This window comes from Arthrobacter cavernae, from assembly GCF_017368795.1.
Taxonomy (GTDB): domain Bacteria; phylum Actinomycetota; class Actinomycetes; order Actinomycetales; family Micrococcaceae; genus Arthrobacter; species Arthrobacter cavernae.
This window is the reverse complement of record NZ_JAFNLL010000012.1, coordinates 44,162-60,415: the sequence shown is the minus strand read 5'-3', so window position 1 is coordinate 60,415 and position 16,254 is coordinate 44,162. Positions and strand designations below refer to the sequence as shown.

Annotated in this window: 18 protein-coding genes; 9 read left to right on the top strand and 9 right to left on the bottom strand. The window is 66.5% G+C overall.

The window, feature by feature from the left end; all coding sequences use genetic code 11:
* Positions 1 to 21: 21 nt before the first annotated feature.
* From J1902_RS06640 to J1902_RS06630, 3 genes are read right to left on the bottom strand one after another with little or no spacing between them, the layout of a single operon-like run.
* Complete coding sequence (locus tag J1902_RS06640) at positions 22 to 894, bottom strand: metal ABC transporter permease (RefSeq protein ID WP_207615463.1); 873 nt, start codon at positions 892 to 894, stop codon at positions 22 to 24.
* Between the two features lie 5 nt (positions 895 to 899).
* Positions 900 to 1,634 (bottom strand): metal ABC transporter ATP-binding protein, encoded by a 735-nt coding sequence (locus J1902_RS06635; protein ID WP_207615462.1) that lies wholly within the window; start codon positions 1,632 to 1,634, stop codon positions 900 to 902.
* Positions 1,631 to 2,575, bottom strand: coding sequence for a metal ABC transporter substrate-binding protein (locus tag J1902_RS06630; protein WP_207615461.1), 945 nt, complete (start codon positions 2,573 to 2,575; stop codon positions 1,631 to 1,633). The genes J1902_RS06635 and J1902_RS06630 overlap by 4 nt, the downstream gene beginning before the upstream one ends.
* Positions 2,576 to 2,626: 51 nt before the next feature.
* On the opposite strand from J1902_RS06630, the gene J1902_RS06625 reads away from it, so the two are divergent.
* The 4 genes from J1902_RS06625 to J1902_RS06610 all read left to right on the top strand — a co-directional run bounded on the left by J1902_RS06625 (position 2,627) and on the right by J1902_RS06610 (position 6,505).
* Positions 2,627 to 3,373: a CPBP family intramembrane glutamic endopeptidase gene (locus J1902_RS06625; protein ID WP_207615460.1), complete on the top strand. Its 747-nt coding sequence runs from the start codon at positions 2,627 to 2,629 to the stop codon at positions 3,371 to 3,373.
* A gap of 60 nt (positions 3,374 to 3,433) precedes the next feature.
* Positions 3,434 to 4,387, top strand: coding sequence for a 1,4-dihydroxy-2-naphthoyl-CoA synthase (locus J1902_RS06620; protein ID WP_207615459.1), 954 nt, complete (start codon positions 3,434 to 3,436; stop codon positions 4,385 to 4,387).
* Between the two features lie 9 nt (positions 4,388 to 4,396).
* Positions 4,397 to 5,527, top strand: a complete 1,131-nt coding sequence (locus J1902_RS06615; RefSeq protein WP_207615458.1) for an AMP-binding protein — start codon at positions 4,397 to 4,399, stop codon at positions 5,525 to 5,527.
* Positions 5,528 to 5,623: 96 nt separating this feature from the next.
* Positions 5,624 to 6,505, top strand: coding sequence for a 1,4-dihydroxy-2-naphthoate polyprenyltransferase (locus J1902_RS06610; protein WP_207615457.1), 882 nt, complete (start codon positions 5,624 to 5,626; stop codon positions 6,503 to 6,505).
* Positions 6,506 to 6,566: 61 nt separating this feature from the next.
* On the opposite strand, the gene J1902_RS06605 is transcribed toward J1902_RS06610, so the two are convergent.
* Complete coding sequence (locus J1902_RS06605) at positions 6,567 to 6,875, bottom strand: DUF4229 domain-containing protein (protein WP_207615456.1); 309 nt, start codon at positions 6,873 to 6,875, stop codon at positions 6,567 to 6,569.
* A 79-nt stretch (positions 6,876 to 6,954) separates the two neighbouring features.
* Here J1902_RS06605 and J1902_RS06600 point away from each other — a divergent pair, with 79 nt between their 5' ends.
* Together J1902_RS06600 and J1902_RS06595 are read left to right on the top strand one after the other, a co-directional pair.
* Complete coding sequence (locus J1902_RS06600) at positions 6,955 to 7,332, top strand: PLDc N-terminal domain-containing protein (protein ID WP_207615455.1); 378 nt, start codon at positions 6,955 to 6,957, stop codon at positions 7,330 to 7,332.
* Between the two features lie 193 nt (positions 7,333 to 7,525).
* Positions 7,526 to 8,464, top strand: a complete 939-nt coding sequence (locus tag J1902_RS06595; RefSeq protein ID WP_207615454.1) for a PDDEXK family nuclease — start codon at positions 7,526 to 7,528, stop codon at positions 8,462 to 8,464.
* Positions 8,465 to 8,802: 338 nt separating this feature from the next.
* On the opposite strand, the gene ccsB is transcribed toward J1902_RS06595, so the two are convergent.
* The 5 genes from ccsB to J1902_RS06570 are packed head-to-tail and all read right to left on the bottom strand — an operon-like array spanning position 8,803 to position 13,637.
* Positions 8,803 to 9,873 carry a c-type cytochrome biogenesis protein CcsB gene (gene ccsB, locus J1902_RS06590; RefSeq protein ID WP_207615453.1) on the bottom strand — a complete coding sequence of 357 codons (1,071 nt, stop codon included), beginning with the start codon at positions 9,871 to 9,873 and terminating at the stop codon, positions 8,803 to 8,805.
* Positions 9,873 to 11,588: a cytochrome c biogenesis protein ResB gene (gene resB, locus J1902_RS06585; protein ID WP_207615452.1), complete on the bottom strand. Its 1,716-nt coding sequence runs from the start codon at positions 11,586 to 11,588 to the stop codon at positions 9,873 to 9,875. The genes ccsB and resB overlap by 1 nt, the downstream gene beginning before the upstream one ends.
* Entirely contained in the window at positions 11,588 to 12,343 is a 756-nt protein-coding gene (locus tag J1902_RS06580) for a cytochrome c biogenesis CcdA family protein (protein ID WP_207615451.1), read from the bottom strand. The genes resB and J1902_RS06580 overlap by 1 nt, the downstream gene beginning before the upstream one ends.
* An 11-nt stretch (positions 12,344 to 12,354) precedes the next feature.
* Complete coding sequence (locus J1902_RS06575; protein ID WP_207615450.1) at positions 12,355 to 12,969, bottom strand: TlpA family protein disulfide reductase; 615 nt, start codon at positions 12,967 to 12,969, stop codon at positions 12,355 to 12,357.
* 2 nt (positions 12,970 to 12,971) lie between these two features.
* A complete protein-coding gene (locus J1902_RS06570; protein WP_207615449.1) occupies positions 12,972 to 13,637 on the bottom strand; it encodes a histidine phosphatase family protein in 666 nt (221 codons plus the stop codon).
* Between the two features lie 204 nt (positions 13,638 to 13,841).
* Between J1902_RS06570 and J1902_RS06565 the strand changes: the two genes are divergently transcribed.
* The 3 genes from J1902_RS06565 to J1902_RS06555 all read left to right on the top strand — a co-directional run bounded on the left by J1902_RS06565 (position 13,842) and on the right by J1902_RS06555 (position 16,221).
* Positions 13,842 to 14,390, top strand: coding sequence for a YceI family protein (locus J1902_RS06565; protein ID WP_207615448.1), 549 nt, complete (start codon positions 13,842 to 13,844; stop codon positions 14,388 to 14,390).
* A gap of 211 nt (positions 14,391 to 14,601) precedes the next feature.
* Positions 14,602 to 15,258, top strand: a complete 657-nt coding sequence (locus J1902_RS06560) for a hypothetical protein (RefSeq protein ID WP_207615447.1) — start codon at positions 14,602 to 14,604, stop codon at positions 15,256 to 15,258.
* Positions 15,259 to 15,480: 222 nt separating this feature from the next.
* The gene (locus J1902_RS06555) at positions 15,481 to 16,221 is read left to right on the top strand and encodes a hypothetical protein (RefSeq protein WP_207615446.1); all 741 of its coding nucleotides are present in this window, start codon (positions 15,481 to 15,483) and stop codon (positions 16,219 to 16,221) included.
* Positions 16,222 to 16,254 lie beyond the last annotated feature (33 nt).

Here is a 16,254-nt window from a genome sequence, read left to right as displayed (position 1 = left end):
GTAGGCCTTAGGGCGTAGGCCTTAGGCAGTGGCCAGGGCCCGCTTCCGGCGGGCCCTCGCCATGCGGGTGCCGATGAGCCCCTGCCGGGGGCTGAAGAGATAGACGACGGCGAACACGGCACCCTGTGTCACCACCACCATGGCGCCCGAGGCCGTGTCCAGGTAGTAGCTCAGGTAGATGCCCGCCATGGAGCACACCACTGAGATAACCGGCGCAATGACCAGCATCCTGGAGAAGCGGTCCGTCAGCAGGTAGGCCGTGGCGCCGGGGATGATCAGCATGGCCACCACCAGCACCACGCCCACGGTCTGCAGCGCCACCACGGACGTGAGGGCCAGCAGGCCCAGCAGGAGCGCACCGAGCCTCTTGGGCGAAAGGCCGATGGCGTGGGCATGGGTGGGGTCAAAGGCGTACAGCGTGAGGTCCCGGCGCTTGAAGATGAGGATGGCGAAGGCCACCACGCCCAGGACCACCACCTGGATGAGGTCCGGGATGCTCACGCCGAGCAGGTTGCCGAAGATGATGTGGTTCAGGTCCGTCTGGCTCGGCGTGACGGAGATCAGCACCAGGCCCAGCGCGAACAGCGAGGTGAAGACGATGCCGATCGCGGCGTCTTCCTTGACCCGGCTGGTGTTCCGCACGACGCCGATCATGGTCACCGCGATCAGCGCGAAAACCAGCGCGCCGAGCGCAAACGGCGCGCCCACGATGTAGGCGAGTACGACGCCGGGCAGCACCGCGTGCGAGACAGCGTCGCCCATGAGGGACCAGCCGATCAGGACGAGCCAGCAGCTCAGCACCGCGCAGACCACGGCGGCAATGGCCGTCGTCGCGAGCGCCCGAACCATGAAGTCGTAGCTGAGCGGTTCCAGCAGGAAATTGAGGATGTCCATGGCGGCTAGTCCCTGTTCATGACGTCGAGGCCGAAGGCCATGGCAAGGTTTTCCGGCCGCAGCACCATGTCGGGGCTGCCGTGCATGAGGACCCTGCGCATCAGGAGCACCGCTTCGTCGCATAGCTGCGGCAGGGCATGGAGGTCGTGCGTGGAGACCAGGATGGTGGCGCCGTCGGCGGCGAGCTCGCGCAGCAGCCGGGTGATGGTGGCTTCGGAGCGCTTGTCCACGCCGGCGAACGGTTCGTCCAGCAGCATCATGGTGGCGCCCTGCGCGATGCCGCGCGCCACGAAGGCGCGCTTCTTCTGTCCGCCGGACAGCTGGCCGATCTGCCGGTCGGCGAAGTCGCTCAGCTCGACGCGTTCCAGGGCCTGTCCGACGGCGTCGCGGTCCGCCTTGCGGGGGCGGCGGGTGAACCCGAGCTGCCCGTAGCGGCCCATCATCACCACATCGCGCACGGACAGCGGGAAGGCCCAGTCCACGTCCTCGCTCTGCGGCACGTAGCCGATTCCGGCTTCCTTGCGGGATTTCACGGGCGCGTGGCCGTTGATCAGGACACGGCCGGAATCCGGCTTGACCATGCCCATGATGGTTTTGAACAGGGTGGACTTGCCGGAGCCGTTCATCCCCACCAGGCCGCAGATGCGCGAGTGGTCCAAGGACAACGAGGCGCCATCCAACGCCAGGACGTCGCCGTAGTGGACGGTGACGTTGTCGACCACGATTGCGGGGTGGCTCACGGGGTGCCGCCCGACAGGGCCGTGGTGATGGTCTTGGCGTCGTGCCGCATCAGGTCCAGGTACGTCGGCACGGGGCCGTCGGCCTCGGACAGGGAGTCAACGTAGAGCACGCCGCCGAATTTCGCGCCGGTGGCGCCGACCACCTGCTGCATAGGAGCGTCCGAGACGGTGGATTCGCAGAACACCGCGGGCACCTGCTTGCTCTTGACGAACTCGATGGCCCGGGTGATCTGCTGGGGCGTGGCCTGCTGCTCGGCGTTGACGGCCCAGATGTAGACCTCCTTGAGCCCGGCGTCGCGGGCCAGGTAGGAGAAGGCGCCTTCGCAGGTCACCAGCGCACGGTGGTTTTCGGGCAGCACGGACAGCTTGGCCACCATCTCGTCCTGGACGGACTGGAGTTGGGCGTTGTAGGCCTTGGCGTTGGCTTCGAAAACGGCGGCGTTGGCGGGATCCAGGGTGGCGAAGGCCTTGGCCATGTTGTTGGCATAGATCTGCACGTTGCTGGGCGACATCCAGGCGTGCGGGTTCGGCTTGCCCTGATAGGAATCCTCGCCGATCGGCATGACCTTGACACCATCGCTGACCACGGCGTGGGGCACGTCCAGGCCCTCCACGAACTGGGCGAACCAGGCTTCCAGGTTCAGTCCGTTGTCGAGGATGAGGTCGGCCTGCGCCGCTTTGCGGATGTCTCCGGGCGTGGGCTCGTAGCCGTGGATCTCGGCACCGGCCTTGGTGATGGATTCGACGCGGAGTTTGTCGCCTGCAACGTTCTTGGCGACGTCGGCGAGGACGGTGAACGTGGTCAGGACAACGGGGCGATCATCAGCGCTGGAGGCAGGGGTGCCGCCGCAGGCTGCCAGTCCCAGGGAGAGCCCCAGAACGGCAAGGACAGCGGCGGCTCGGTGGACGTCTTTGGCGCACCGAAACAATAAGTTAGGCATGCCGAACATTTTAGCCAGGCGCACGCCGCCGCGCAAAGTTAGGCTGGGCACATGGGCACCATTCGAGAGCCGGCCACGCTGTACCGCTTCAACGGCCTGGATGCCACCGCGGCCGCCATCTACCTTGCATTCACGGCGCTTTTCGCCGTGGCCAGCGAACTGCTGGAGCCCCTCCTGCGGCCCGTTTTCCCGGATCCCGCCAGCGAGTCATATGCGGTCAATCTCGTGTTCTATACGTGCGTCGGAGTGTTCGCCGTGGCCTCGGCCCGGCACGTGGTGGCCCGCGACGTCCGCATCCTCGGCACACGGCCGTGGTTCACCGCCGCCATGGTGCCGGCGTCCCTGGTGGCCATGCTGGTGTTCACGGCCATCCTGGTGGCCGCAACGGGCACCGTGCAGAGCGCGGAGAACCAACTGGACATCCAGGGCCTCATGCAGCAGGTGCCTCCCTGGCTCATGGTCCCGCTCCTGGTGGTCCTTGGCCCGTTCGTGGAGGAGTACCTCTTCCGGCATCTGCTGATCGGCAAGCTGTCCCGGCACGTGAACATCTGGATCTGCTGCACCCTGTCCGTGCTGGTCTTCGCGTCCATCCACGTGGTGGGCAGGGAAGGACTGGTGCTCTCCGCCGTGGCGCCGTACCTGGGCATGGCCATCGTCCTGGTCGCCGTGTACGTCTGGACGGGGAAGAACCTAATGTTCTCCTACTTCGTGCATGCCGCCAAGAACCTCCTGGCCGTGGTGCTGATTTACGCCGTGCCGCCGGAGTTCATGGACCAGATACAGCAGCTCCAGCCGTAACCCCGCACCCGACAAGGAAACGAGTTCTGCATCAGCTGAGGCGATTACTAGACTCGGACTGTGAACAACCACCTTCCTGCCCAGGTATCCGACGTCTTCGACCCTTCGCGCTGGCGCACCGTCTCCGGCTTCGACGATTTCCAGGACATGACGTACCACCGGCAAGTGGAACGGGACGCAGGCGGCGCCATCGTCAAGGACCTCCCCACGGTCCGCATCGCCTTCAACCGCCCGGAGGTCCGCAACGCCTTCCGCCCCGGCACCGTGGACGAGCTCTACCGGGCCATGGACCACGCCCGCATGACCCCGGACGTCGCCACAGTGCTGCTGACCGGCAACGGCCCCTCCCCCAAGGACGGCGGCCACAGCTTCTGCTCCGGCGGCGACCAGCGGATCCGCGGCCGCGACGGCTACCGCTACGCCTACAGCGAGACCAAGGAAAGCATCGACCCCGCCCGGGCCGGCCGCCTGCACATCCTGGAAGTCCAGCGGCTCATGCGCACCATGCCCAAGGTGGTCATCGCCGTCGTGAACGGCTGGGCGGCCGGTGGCGGGCACTCGCTGCATGTGGTCTCCGACCTCACCATCGCCTCGCGCGAGCACGGCAAGTTCAAGCAGACGGACGCCACGGTGGGAAGTTTCGACGCCGGCTACGGCTCCGCGCTGCTGGCCCGCCAGATCGGCCAGAAGGCCGCCCGGGAGATCTTCTTCCTGGCCCGTGAATACTCCGCCGAGGACATGGTCCGCATGGGTGCCGTGAACGAGGCCGTGGACCACGAACGGCTCGAGGAAGTCGCCCTGGAATACGCCGCGGACATCGCCCGCCAGTCGCCGCAGGCCATCCGCATGCTCAAGTTCGCCTTCAACCTGGCCGACGACGGCCTGGCCGGCCAGCAGGTCTTCGCCGGTGAAGCCACGCGCCTGGCCTACATGACGGACGAGGCCGTGGAGGGCAAGGAAGCCTTCCTCGAGAAGCGCGATCCGGACTGGTCCAACTTCCCGTACTACTTCTAGGACGCGCCCGTGGACATCGATCCCGTACTGAAGGCACTTGCGGCCGCCCTCCACGGTGAGGGCCCCGCCGTCGAAATCGTGGTGGGTGCAGACGGCCAGCCCACCGCGGTGCCTGTTGAGACCGGCGTCGAGGATGCCGCCGTCGTGGTCCGGACGTCCGGCTCCACTGGCGCTCCCAAGGCGACGGTGCTCACGGTCGATGCCCTCGCGGCGTCCTCCGTGGCCACGGCGCTGGCCCTGCGCGGCGAAGGCCAGTGGCTGCTGGCACTCCCCCTGCAGTACGTGGCCGGCGTCCAGGTCCTGGTGCGCTCCCTCTTCGGCGGCACACGCCCCTGGGTCATGGACCTCACCCACGGTTTCACGCCGGAAGCCTTCACCGCTGCCGCCGAGGAACTCACGGACAAGGTCCGCTTCACCTCGCTGGTTCCCACGCAGCTGCAGAGGCTGCTCGAATCCCCCGCGCCGGCCACCCTCGCGGCGCTGCGCCGCTTCAACGCGATCCTGCTGGGCGGCGCCCCCGCCTCCCCGGAGCTGCTCGAAGCCGCGCGCGCTGCGGGCGTTAACATCGTCACGACGTACGGCTCGGCCGAGACGTGCGGCGGCTGCGTGTACGACGGCAGGCCGCTGGACGGCGTCGAGATCCGCCTCGGCGACGACGGCCGGATCCTGCTGGGCGGCGACACCGTGGCCGCCGGCTACCTCGACGCCCCCAGGGCCACGGCCGGGGCGTTCTTTGAGGAGGACGGCATCCGCTGGTACCGCACCAATGACCTCGGCGAGCTCGCCGCCGATGGCACCCTCGCCGTCCTGGGACGGGCCGACGACGTCATCATCACCGGCGGCGTCAAGGTGTCCGCCGCGTTCATCCAGGCACAGCTGGAAGCGCTCGACGGCGTGAGCGCGGCTTTCGTCGCCGGCGTCCCGTCCCGCGAGTGGGGCCAGGCCGTGGCCGCCTATGTGGCCGTGGCCGATCCCAGCCCCGAAGGCATCGAGGGATTCACGGCGCGCAGGCACGCGGAACTGGGTGCTGCGGCACCTAAAACGGTGCTCGCGGCGGACGGACTCCTCATGCTCGCCAATGGCAAACCGGACCGGCTGGCCATGATCGAACTGCTCTCCAAACTGCATCAGGGACAATAGACAGGTCCCGCCCGGGCCATCATGGCCGGGGCGGGACCCGCAGCACCTGAACAACACTGCGAAACAATCACTGCGAAACTACGCGAGGTACTGAACGTGGCGACAGCTGCACAATGGATCCAAGGGGCCCGGCTCCGCACACTGCCGGCGGCGATTGCGCCGGTGCTGATCGGCAGCGCGGCGGCCTACGAGCTGCAGTCCTTCCGGCTGCCGAACGCGATCCTGGCAGCCCTCGTGGCACTCCTCCTGCAGCTCGGCGTCAACTACGCCAACGACTACTCGGACGGGATCCGCGGCACGGACGAGGACCGGGTTGGTCCCTTGCGGCTTGTCGGTTCGGGCGCAGCCAAGCCCGGGCAGGTCAAGTGGGCGGCCTTCGCTCTGTTCGGCGCGGCCATGGTGTGCGGCCTGATCCTGGTGATCATCACGCAGACGTGGTGGCTGATCCTCGTGGGGATCGGCTGTGTGCTGGCGGCCTGGGGCTACACCGGGGGCAAAAACCCGTACGGCTACATGGGCCTGGGCGACGTGTTCGTCTTCGTCTTCTTCGGGCTGGTGGCCACGCTGGGCACCACGTACACGCAGGCGGGCCAGCTGAGCCTGGCTGCCGTGATCGGCGCAATCGGCACGGGCCTGATCGCCTGCGCCCTGCTCATGGCCAACAACGTCCGCGACATCCCCACGGACATCGTGGCCGGGAAGAAGACCCTGGCTGTCCGCCTGGGCGACCGCCATGCCCGCGAAAGCTACGTGCTGATGCTCGCCGTGGCGATCCTGCTGGTGATCGTCCTGGCCCCCGCCAAGCCGTGGATGCTGATCGTGCTGCTGCTGATCCCCGCCTGCCTCACGCCGGCCTGGCTCATGGTCAACGGCAAGAAGAGCAAGAGCCTGATCCCGGTCCTGAAACAGACCGGCTTGATCAATCTTGGCTACAGCGTGTTGTTCTCGCTCGGACTGGTGCTGAGCCGCGGGTTCTGAGTTTATGTACAGCTCCCGCCCTTAAGGAGGCCTCGAAAGGGCATCAGCTGTACATAAACTCCTAGGCCTGGTCCGGGCGCTTGTCGTTGTTGACGGCGATGTCCGGGTTTTCGTCCACCAGGCGGTCCTCGGCGGCGGCGTCCTCCACCTCGCCGGCGGTGCGGATGGGCTTGGCACGGCCGGAGAAGCGTTCGCGCATGGCCGCCGTGGCAGCGTCTCGCTGCTTCTGGAAGAACAGGTAGCTGATGGCGAACGCGATGAGCCCGGCAAAGATCACCGCCAGTATCCAGCCGACCTGCAAGAAGGCGAACAGCACGAACAACGGCACGAACAGCGCCAGACGGATCAGGGAATACTTCAGGAAAGCCACAGTCCAAGTTTAGCTGCCCGAATGGTTGCACTCTGGTCACGGGCCCATGCGGGACCCCGGCGGCGGCTAGACTTGGTTCATGCTCCGGGTTGTTGGCGTCATCGTCGTTCTAGTCATCTACATCTACGGACTCGTGGACGTGATCCGCACCGATGGCCGCTCAACGCGCGGACTCTCCAAGCCGGCCTGGCTTGTGGTCGTGGTGTGCCTCCCGTTACTGGGCGCCATCCTGTGGTTCATCTTCGGCCGCCCCTACAACACGCGCAAAGCCCCGCAGACGTACCGCCACCCCACCGCCCCCGACGACGATCCCGAGTTCCTGCGCAACCTTGAGGCACGCCGCCGCAACAAGGCCGAGGCCGAGCGGCTGAAGAAGCTCAAGGACGAACTGGACGCCAAGGAGCGCAAGCTCAAGGGCGAAACCGGCGTCGAAGGCAGCGACGGCATCACCTCCTGACCCAGCCAGCACCTCCCGTCCTGACCTCCGCCGTTGGTGCCACGTCACGTTTGCCATTTCAGGCCGCTTTCCGGCGTTTATTCCGGCACGAAACGGCAATTCTCCAGGGCACAGGCTGCTAACTAGACCTCCACAGCAGCGCAAATCTGTGGAAAACGCTGGTGGGCGCCTTGCACGGCCCGAGAATCAATTCATGCGACGCCCCAACTGCCTGCCATCGGAATTCCACGACGCCCCCTTCACCGTGGCCCAGGCCTTGGAAGCGGGCCTCACGCGACGAAGGACCAGGGCAACGGACCTCGTAACTCCGTGTCGCGGCGTCCGCCTCCGGACCGGCACTGAAGTCACACTCCTGCGGCGGGTCCAGGCACTCACCACGGCCACGGGCGCCGTAGCGTCCCATGTCACGGCGGCGGCATTGTGGGGATTCCCTTTACCCTTGACGCTGCAGGACCACGCAATCATCCATCTGACACAGCTGCCCGGCAAAAGGGCTGTGCGCCGCAGGGGAGTCAAAGGCCATCAATTGCGCCTGCGCCCTGACGAGATCACCCACGGGCGGATGGTCACGTGCACTTCAGCGCTGCGAACGTGGTTCGATCTGTCCTCGGTCCTCGATGAGGATGAACTCGTGATCGCCGGCGACCACCTTTTGCGCCGCCGCAATCCAGATGCCACGCCGGGGCAGCTCGACGCGTATCTGGAGTCGCGGCGTGGTGCGGCCGGCCACTGCAAGGCCATGGATGCCAGGAAACGAATGCGTACAGGCACCGATTCGCCCAAGGAGACGGAGGTGCGGCTCCTCCTCGTGAAGCACGGGCTCCCGGAACCCGGAATCAACCTGCCCATCTTTGACAACACCGGCGGCTGGATCCAGGACCCGGACATGTCCTACGAAGAGCTGAAGATTGCCATCCAGTACGACGGCGGCCATCATGCAAGGCCAGCGCAGCGCCGCAGCGACATCGCCCGTGACGAAAATGCCTTGGAACTTGGTTGGCGGGTCGTCCGGCTAACACAATCCGATCTGGACGTAGCCGTCCCCGGAGCCGAGCCAAGAGCTGTCACCAGGGTCCGCGCAGCGCTCACGGAACGTGGCTGGACGGCGCCAAAGGCAAATGGGGCATCCTAGGCACCGAAGTAAACCCACATTTCGGAAGCCCTTTGCCACTTGGGGCCGCAATCGAGCTCTCATAGCGGCCCAAAGTGGCAATCCACAGCTAGAAGGGTGGCGACATCACGTCCGGATCCAGCCAGCCGACGCCCCGCAGCATAGGGGTAGCAGCCCACGAGCCAGGCCGCGGCCCTTCGGGTAGGAGCGCATCGCGATCGAACGCGCCACGGAGGTCGCCCAGCGACCGAAGTGGCGCCTTTCGAGCGTGTCTAAGCGACGGCGAAGGGCCTCGGCTCGGCGGACCCAGCCGCCCGCCCTACGGACCTCAGCCCCCAGCTTGGCGGCAGCAGCCCGCCTTACAGCCCCGAGTACGAGTGCAGCCCGTTGAAGAACTGGTTCACGATGGTGAAGTTGAAGATCACGCACAGGTAGCCGACGATCGACAGCCAGGCCGCGCGGGTGCCGGTCCAGCCGCGGGTGGCGCGGGCGTGCAGGTAGCCGGCGTAGACCACCCAGATCACGAAGGTCCAGACTTCCTTGGTGTCCCAGCCCCAGAAGCGGCCCCAGGCCTTTTCGGCCCAGATGGCACCGAACATGAGGGTAAAGGTCCAGCCCACGAACGCGACGGTGTTGATGCGGTAGGAGAGGTTCTCCAGGCTCAGGGCGTTGGGGACCAGGCGCATGAAGCCCAGCTTGTCGGCACCGCCCGCGGCCAAGGTCCTCTGCCGGTACGACTGCACCAGCTGCAGCGCGGACATGGCGAACGTCAGCGTGAACAGCGCCGAGGCCAGCACCGCGATGGAAACGTGGATGACCAGCCAGTAGCTCTGCAACGCGGGAACCAGGTGGCCCACCGGGGTCCAGTAGGCCACGGCCGCGGCCACGAGCATGATGACGGCCAGGCCCAGCACGAACGTGCCCAGGAAGCGCAGGTCGCGGCGGATGAGGGCCAGCAGGAAGACGGCCACGGCCACGAACGCGCCGGTGGTGAGGAATTCGTACATGTTGCCCCACGGCACGCGGCCGGCGCCCAGGGCGCGGGTCAGCACGCCGGCGCCGTGGATCGCGACGCCCAGGACCGTCAGGGCGACCGCAACGCGGGCCGGGACCCGGCGTTCGGCGGCGTACTTCATGTCGCCCGCCGCGGTGCCTCCCTCAACGGTGAGTCCCGACGTCGGACGCTCGGCACGTCCTGCCGGCCCGCCGGCGTCGGAACCGCCCGCGTCGGGCCCGCCGAGACGGCCGGCCGCGACGGCAACCTTGGCGCCTGCCGCGGCCGCGGCGGCCTTCAGGTCCACGGCCTGCAGGGTCTTGGAGCTCTTGGCGAGGTCCCAGGCGAACGCGATGAATGCCACCGTGTACGTGGCCGCGGCCAGGAGCATGAACAGCTCGCTGTACTGGCCCAGGGTTTCGTTGATGACGGGCATTAGTTGTCCTTCGAGGTTGAGGAAGAGACGGTGGGGGCGTCCGCCTGATCGGCGATCTGCCATTCCCGGCTGAAGAGTTCGCGGAGTGCCGCGGCTTCGCCTGCGAGCCGGTGGTCCTCGCCGCGGGCCAGGAGGCCGTATTCCACCATGGTGCGGCCGTCGTCGTGGGTGCCGGTGCGGACCCAGACGCGGCGGCGGTTCAGGTACAGGGAGAGGACCAGGCCGGCGACAGCGAGAAGGCCAAAGATCAGTGCGTAAAGCTGGCCCGGGTTGTGGTGGATATCCACGCCCACGTACCTCTTGACGCCGTCGAAGCTGATGGTGCCCTTGCCCTCGGGCAGGGTGTAGGTCATGCCCGGGGCGAGCGTGATGCCGCCTGCCTCAAGGTCGCGGCCGTTGAGCTGCTTGAGGTCCTTGACGTCCAGTTCGAAGACGTTCTGCGGCACGCCCTTGTCCAGCCCGAGGTCGCCGTAGTACGAGTTGAGGCTCATCTGGGGGTTGATCAGTTCGGGATCGCCGCTGAAGGAGATGCCCTGCTCGGTGACGAAGGCCGTGGGCAGGAAGAATCCGGCGAATCCGAGCTGTTCCGGCTTGGCGTCGGGGACCTTGATGACCACGGAGGAGTAGTAGTTGTCGCCCTGCAGCTTCGCCACGACGGGCCCCTGCATGGCGATGTTGCCGCTGCCGTCGCGCACGGTGACCACGGGCGCGTAGCCGTTGCCGGTCAGGTAGATGCTGGTGCCGCCGAGGCTGACGGGCTCGTTGACCTTGAGCACCTGCTTCCGGGCGGGCGCGTCCGGGGTGTCCTTCGTGGTGACGTCCGCGGTGAAGTCGATGGGCTGGCCGAACTTGTTGGGTGATTCGCGGTCGAACTTGACCTCGAACTTGTCCAACTGGACGGAGTAGGGCTGCAGCCAGCTGCTCTGGAAGTTGGTGCCCGGGGTGAACTGGTCATAGCCCACCAGGGTGTTCACGAACGTGTCGCCCTCCACCAGGATGCGCTGGCCGCTGTAGCCGAACAGGCCTCCGGCGGCCACGGACACCAGGACGCCGATCAGCGAGGTGTGGAAGACCAGGTTGCCGACTTCCTTGAGGAAGCCGCGTTCCGCGCCGAGGTTCGGCATGGCGCCGTCCGCGTCCCGCACCTCCACGCGGTAGCCGCGCCTCTTGAGCAGCCCGGCGGCATCCGTGATGGCGCGCGACGCCGGGATCCCGGCGTCGGCGGGCAACACCAGTGTGCCGTACTCGGGGAGCCGGGAGAGCCTTTTGGGGGTGCGCGGCGGCTGGGAGCGCATGGCTTTGTAGTGCGCGATGGCGCGCGGGGTGACGCAGCCGATCAGCGAGACGAACAGCAGGATGTAGATGGCCGAGAACCAGGCCGAGGAGTAGACGTCGTACAGCTGCAGGGCGTCCAGGATCTTGCCGTAGTCCGGGTTGTCCTTGATGTACTGCGTGACGATCGAGGGGTTGGCCGGGCGCTGCGGGAACAGCGAGCCGGGGACGGCCGCCACGGCCAGCAGGAGCAGCAGGAACAGGGCCGTGCGCATGCTGGTCAGCTGGGTCCAGGCCCAGCGCAGCATGTCCTTGGGCCCCAGCACGGGCAGCGCGGCCTCGGACTTGGCCTTGTCGATGGCTGGCGTCCTGGGCGCTGGCGTCTTAGGCGCAGGGGCCGCGGACGTGGCGGCGGACTTCTTGGCTTTCACGGGCTCGCTCATCAGATCGGCAACTTCACGTCGTTTTGGAACCAGTACTGCAGCCCGGTCACCCAGGTGCCCCACACCCCGGTGGCCATGAGGATGCCGAGCAGGAGCAGGATCCCGCCGCCGATCCGCTGGATGGCCAGGCGGTGGGTACGGAAAAAGTCCATGACGCCGATTCCGCGCCGGACCGCCAGTGCGATCAGCAGGAAGGGGATGCCAAGGCCAAGACTATAGGCGAAGGCGAGGAGGGCTCCCTTGGTCGCGGAGGACCCGCCGGACAGGCTCAGCAGCTGGACCGCCGAATAGGTCGGCCCGATGCACGGCGCCCAGCCGAGCCCGAAGGTGATGCCCAGCAGCGGTGCGCCCCACAGCCCTGCCGGCGGCTTGGCATGGATCTTGGCGTCGCGCTGCAGCCAGCCGAAGCCGCCCATGAACACCACGCCCATGGCAATGACCAGGAGACCCAGAACCTGCGTGATCCAGGCGTTCTGCGGGCCGGTGATGAGCGTGCCGAGCTGCCCGAAGGCCCCGCCCAGCAGCACGAAGATCACCGAGAAGCCCAGCACGAACAGGCCGATTCCGGCCAGCATGCGGCCGCGCTTCTGCTTCTGGAGGTCGACGCCGGTGAGCCCGGTGACGTAGCCCAGGTAGCCGGGGACGAGGGGCAGCACGCACGGCGAGAGGAAGGAGACCAGGCCGGCCAGCAGCGCAACGGGCACAGCGAGGAGCAGCGATCCGTTCAGGATGGTCTCGGCGAAGGGGCTGTTCATGGGGCTGCGGCCTACTCGGCCACGGCGGAGGTGATGAGTGCCTTCAGGGTGCTCTTCTGGATCTCGCCGAGCACGCGGGAAGCCACCTTGCCGTCCTTGTCCAGGACCAGCGTGGTGGGGACCGCGCCCGGCGGCACGATGCCGGAGACGGAGAGGAGCACGGCGCCGTTCTTGTCATCGAAGCTCTGGTAGCCCACGCCGAAGGACTTCTCGAAGGCCTCGGCCGTGGCCTTCTCGTCGCGGAGGTTGACGCCGAAGAACTGGACGCCCTGGGCCTTGAATTCCTGGTGCAGTTCTTCGAGGACGGGCGCCTCCACACGGCATGGCGCGCAGGCGGCGAACCAGAAGTTCAGGACGGTCACCTTGCCCAGCAGGTCCTTGGGCTCAATGGTGGTGCCGTCAAAGAGCGAACCCTTGATGGCGATGGCGGAGCTGCGGTCGGCCTTGGCGAACTCGGTCACGGAGCCGTCGCCGGCCACGTAGTTCTTGTTGTCGCCGGCCTTGGCCTGCTTGGCCAGGGCGTCCTCCTGCGCGCAGGCGGAAAGGCCCATGGTCAGCCCGGCCAGCAGCACGCCGCCGGCGGCCAGGAGGCCGCGGCGCGAGGTGAGGGGAGTCTTGCTGTCCATGCCTATGCCCCCGGGGTGCTGGCTGCGCCGGGCAGAAGCACGGCGGCCGGTTCGCTGTAGTCGACGCGCACGATCCTGCCGTCGTCGTCGAACACCAGGGACGTCAGGGAGGTGAGTGTGCATTCGCGCTTGCGCGGATCGTGCCACAGGCGGCGGCCTTCGGCGCTCAGGCGGGTGGCCCAGATGGGCAGCTGGTGGCTGACCAGGATGGCTTCCGCGCCGTCGCCACCGAGGGCGATCGCGCGCAGCCGTGCATCTTCGACGGCGGCCAGCATGCGGGCGGCCTGGTCCTTGTAGGCTTCGCCCCAGGACGGGCGCAGCGGGTTGCGCAGCTGGAACCAGTGCTTGGGCTTGAAGAACTCGCCCATGGTGGCGTGGAGGCCCTGGAAGTGGTTCTCGGCCTCGATGATGCGCGGCTCGGTGTGGATCTCAAGGTTGAGCGCCTCAGCCGTGGGCTGCGCCGTCTCCTGGGCACGCGTCAGCGGCGAAGCGACCAGGTGCACGATCCTGGCGCCGTCCTGGACACGGGCGGCAAAGTGCTCGGCAAGCATCTGCGCCATGTCCCGTCCGCGTTCGGACAGGTGGAATTCGGGCAGCCTGCCATAGAGGACGCCATCGGGATTGTGGACCTCGCCATGGCGAAGCAGATGGACAGTTGCTTGGGGCATGTTTACCAGTTTCTCAAAGATGTCGGGTGATCTGAAATCTTCTACGGAATGTAGAACTCAAGATTGTTGCGAAACGTTCCCGCCGCATTGGAATAAAAGATGCATATGCATGTTTATACTTGACATAAGGGTCGGTTGATAGTTCAACTAACAGTCAGCAGGCCAGGCAACGGACCACCTTCCACACGAACAAGGAGCACCACCATGACTCTCCCCGCCAACGTCACCACCGGCATCTGGACCCTCGACAACTCCCACAGCGAGATCGGCTTCACCGTCCGGCACGCAGGCATCAGCAAGGTCCGTGGCCAGTTCACACAAGCCGAGGCCACCCTGGAACTGGGCGAGAGCCTTGCAGACTCCAAGGTCAGCGCGAGCATCCAGACCGCCAGCTTCGACTCCGGCGACGTCAACCGCGACGGCCACGTCAAGGGCGAGGACTTCTTCGACGTCGAGAAGTTCCCGGAAATCACCTTTGTCTCCCGCCACATCAAGGCCAACGGCGACAGCTTCGACTTGGTGGGCGATCTCACCATCAAGGGCGTCACCAAGGAGGTCGCCATTGAGACCGAATTCAACGGCGTGGCCGTTGACCCCTTCGGCAACACCCGCGCCGGCATCTCCGGCGAGACCACCATCAGCCGCAAGGAATTCGGCCTGACCTGGAACGCAGTGCTTGAGGCCGGCGGCGTGCTGGTCAGCGACAAGGTTGTCATCAACCTTGAGCTCGCCTTCATCGCCCCCGCGGCATAAGTCTGCCGTATAAGTACGGGCAGTCCCTGCGTCGGCAGGACGTCTGAACCAGCGCCCACGGCGCCTCCAAGTCGTGCATTGCACGAACTGGGGGCGCCGTTTTCTTGCCCTGGGGACCTCCGGCAATTCTTTGGACAAGCCCCGGCAGGTGGCATCAAATTGGCTGAAAATCTCCTATGCATCCTTCAACCCCGGGTCTAAAGTGAGTGCCATGAGTAACCCAAACGAAGTTCCTCAACCTCAGCAGCCAGACGCACAGCCACCACAGCCTGGCAATGTCCCTCCTGCGGGTTACCAGCCTCCGCAGGGATACCAGCCTCCGCAGGGATACCAGCCGCCGCAGGCGTACCAGCCGCCGGCACAGCCGGGCCAGCCGATGCCGGGCTACGGAGTCCCCGCGGGCCCCAACAACGCACCGCCGGCGGGCCTTGGCTATGCCGCCCCGGCCCGCAACGCCTTTGGACTGGATTTCAACAACATCGCCCAGCGGCTCAGGGACACCACCGGTGTGCCGCAGCAACTGACCATTTCCTACTGGCTATGGATCGCAGCCGCAGCCCTTGGAGTCGTAGCAAGCATTGTCAACATCTTCACTATCCAGAGCGCGTTCGGCGAACTGCTGATCGGGGCCGGCATTGCGGGCCTCGTGTTCAGCCTGGTCTTCGCAGCGTTCTACGTATTCATTGCGATACGGCTGAAGGAAGGCGCCCGCTGGGCGCGCCTGGTGCTGTCGATCCTGGGCGGGCTGGCGGCCATTGCGCTGCTGTTCCAGCTCATGACCCTCAACGTCAACTTCATCGGATCGGCCGCAGCAGTCGCAGCAGCCGTCCTGATGTGGCTCCCGGAATCGCAGAAGCACTTCGTGTAGTCCCGTCCCACCGCTCTCTCACAACTGAAGGCCACGGCAAGCTGTCCCAGGACCTGCCGTGGCCTTCTTTGCGCGCTTCCTCTCCCCGGCATCCACATTTCCTGCGTGTGATCCTCCCGGGCGCCTTGCTGCGGGGTACGGTGGAATTAAGCCAGGCTGGGGGCAGGGTCGTTTTGCTGCACCCGGCAGCCGCTATCGCAGTCGACCAAGCAAAGGAACGCCATGAGCAACCCTCCCTATCCGCCGTCCAACCCGGGTGACGGAACCAGCCCCGGCAACGGAACCCCCGAACAGCCGCAGTACGGCCAGCAGGCTCCCCAGTACGGCCAGCAGGCTCCTCAGCCGGGCCAGCCCGCCGCCCCGCAGTACGGCCAGCAGGCTCCCCAGTATGGCCAGCAGCCGCCCCCGTACGGCCAGCAGCCCTCGCCCTACGGCCAGCAGCCCTCCCCGTACGCACAGCAGAACGTGTGGCCGAGCCAGCAGCCAGCGCCGGCCGGCGTGCCGCAACTGGTCAACATCTCCTTCTGGCTGATCCTTGCGGCCGGGCTGCTGACCTTGATCGGCATCCCGTTCGCGTCCGCCACGCTGAATTCGCCGGAAGGCAAGCGCATGATCGAGGAGGCCTTGGCTGCCCAGGGCAGCAATGCCTCGGGCATCGACGCCGACAGCCTCATCGGCGGCCTGGTCACCGTCTTCATTGTCGTCTCGGTGATCTTCGCCGGGCTCTACGCCCTGGTTGCATTCGGCGTCCGCAAGGGCAAGAACTGGGCACGCATCCTCGGAACGGTCTTCGCCGCAATTTCACTGCTGGGGCTGACCCAGATCGGTGTGGGCACCATCACCATCCTGCTGGGCATCGCCGCGATCGTGCTGCTGTACTTGCCGGCCTCGGCACCGTACTTCCGCAAGGCCCAGCCTTTCGCGAACCCCTACAACCAGCCGGGGAACCCGTACGGCCGCTAGGCCGCGGAGACCCACAAGCGAGCGGGCGCGGAC

Bases quoted from the DNA above. Each gene is read 5' to 3' on its own strand.
- J1902_RS06595 (WP_207615454.1), top strand. From the start codon at position 7,526: ATGCGACGCCCCAACTGCCTGCCATCGGAATTCCACGACGCCCCCTTC.
- J1902_RS06630 (WP_207615461.1), bottom strand. From the start codon at position 2,575: ATGCCTAACTTATTGTTTCGGTGCGCCAAAGACGTCCACCGAGCCGCC.
- J1902_RS06625 (WP_207615460.1), top strand. From the start codon at position 2,627: ATGGGCACCATTCGAGAGCCGGCCACGCTGTACCGCTTCAACGGCCTG.
- J1902_RS06575 (WP_207615450.1), bottom strand. From the start codon at position 12,969: ATGGACAGCAAGACTCCCCTCACCTCGCGCCGCGGCCTCCTGGCCGCC.
- J1902_RS06565 (WP_207615448.1), top strand. From the start codon at position 13,842: ATGACTCTCCCCGCCAACGTCACCACCGGCATCTGGACCCTCGACAAC.
- J1902_RS06570 (WP_207615449.1), bottom strand. From the start codon at position 13,637: ATGCCCCAAGCAACTGTCCATCTGCTTCGCCATGGCGAGGTCCACAAT.
- J1902_RS06640 (WP_207615463.1), bottom strand. From the start codon at position 894: ATGGACATCCTCAATTTCCTGCTGGAACCGCTCAGCTACGACTTCATG.
- J1902_RS06560 (WP_207615447.1), top strand. From the start codon at position 14,602: ATGAGTAACCCAAACGAAGTTCCTCAACCTCAGCAGCCAGACGCACAG.
- J1902_RS06600 (WP_207615455.1), top strand. From the start codon at position 6,955: ATGCTCCGGGTTGTTGGCGTCATCGTCGTTCTAGTCATCTACATCTAC.
- resB (WP_207615452.1), bottom strand. From the start codon at position 11,588: ATGAGCGAGCCCGTGAAAGCCAAGAAGTCCGCCGCCACGTCCGCGGCC.
- J1902_RS06555 (WP_207615446.1), top strand. From the start codon at position 15,481: ATGAGCAACCCTCCCTATCCGCCGTCCAACCCGGGTGACGGAACCAGC.
- ccsB (WP_207615453.1), bottom strand. From the start codon at position 9,873: ATGCCCGTCATCAACGAAACCCTGGGCCAGTACAGCGAGCTGTTCATG.
- J1902_RS06580 (WP_207615451.1), bottom strand. From the start codon at position 12,343: ATGAACAGCCCCTTCGCCGAGACCATCCTGAACGGATCGCTGCTCCTC.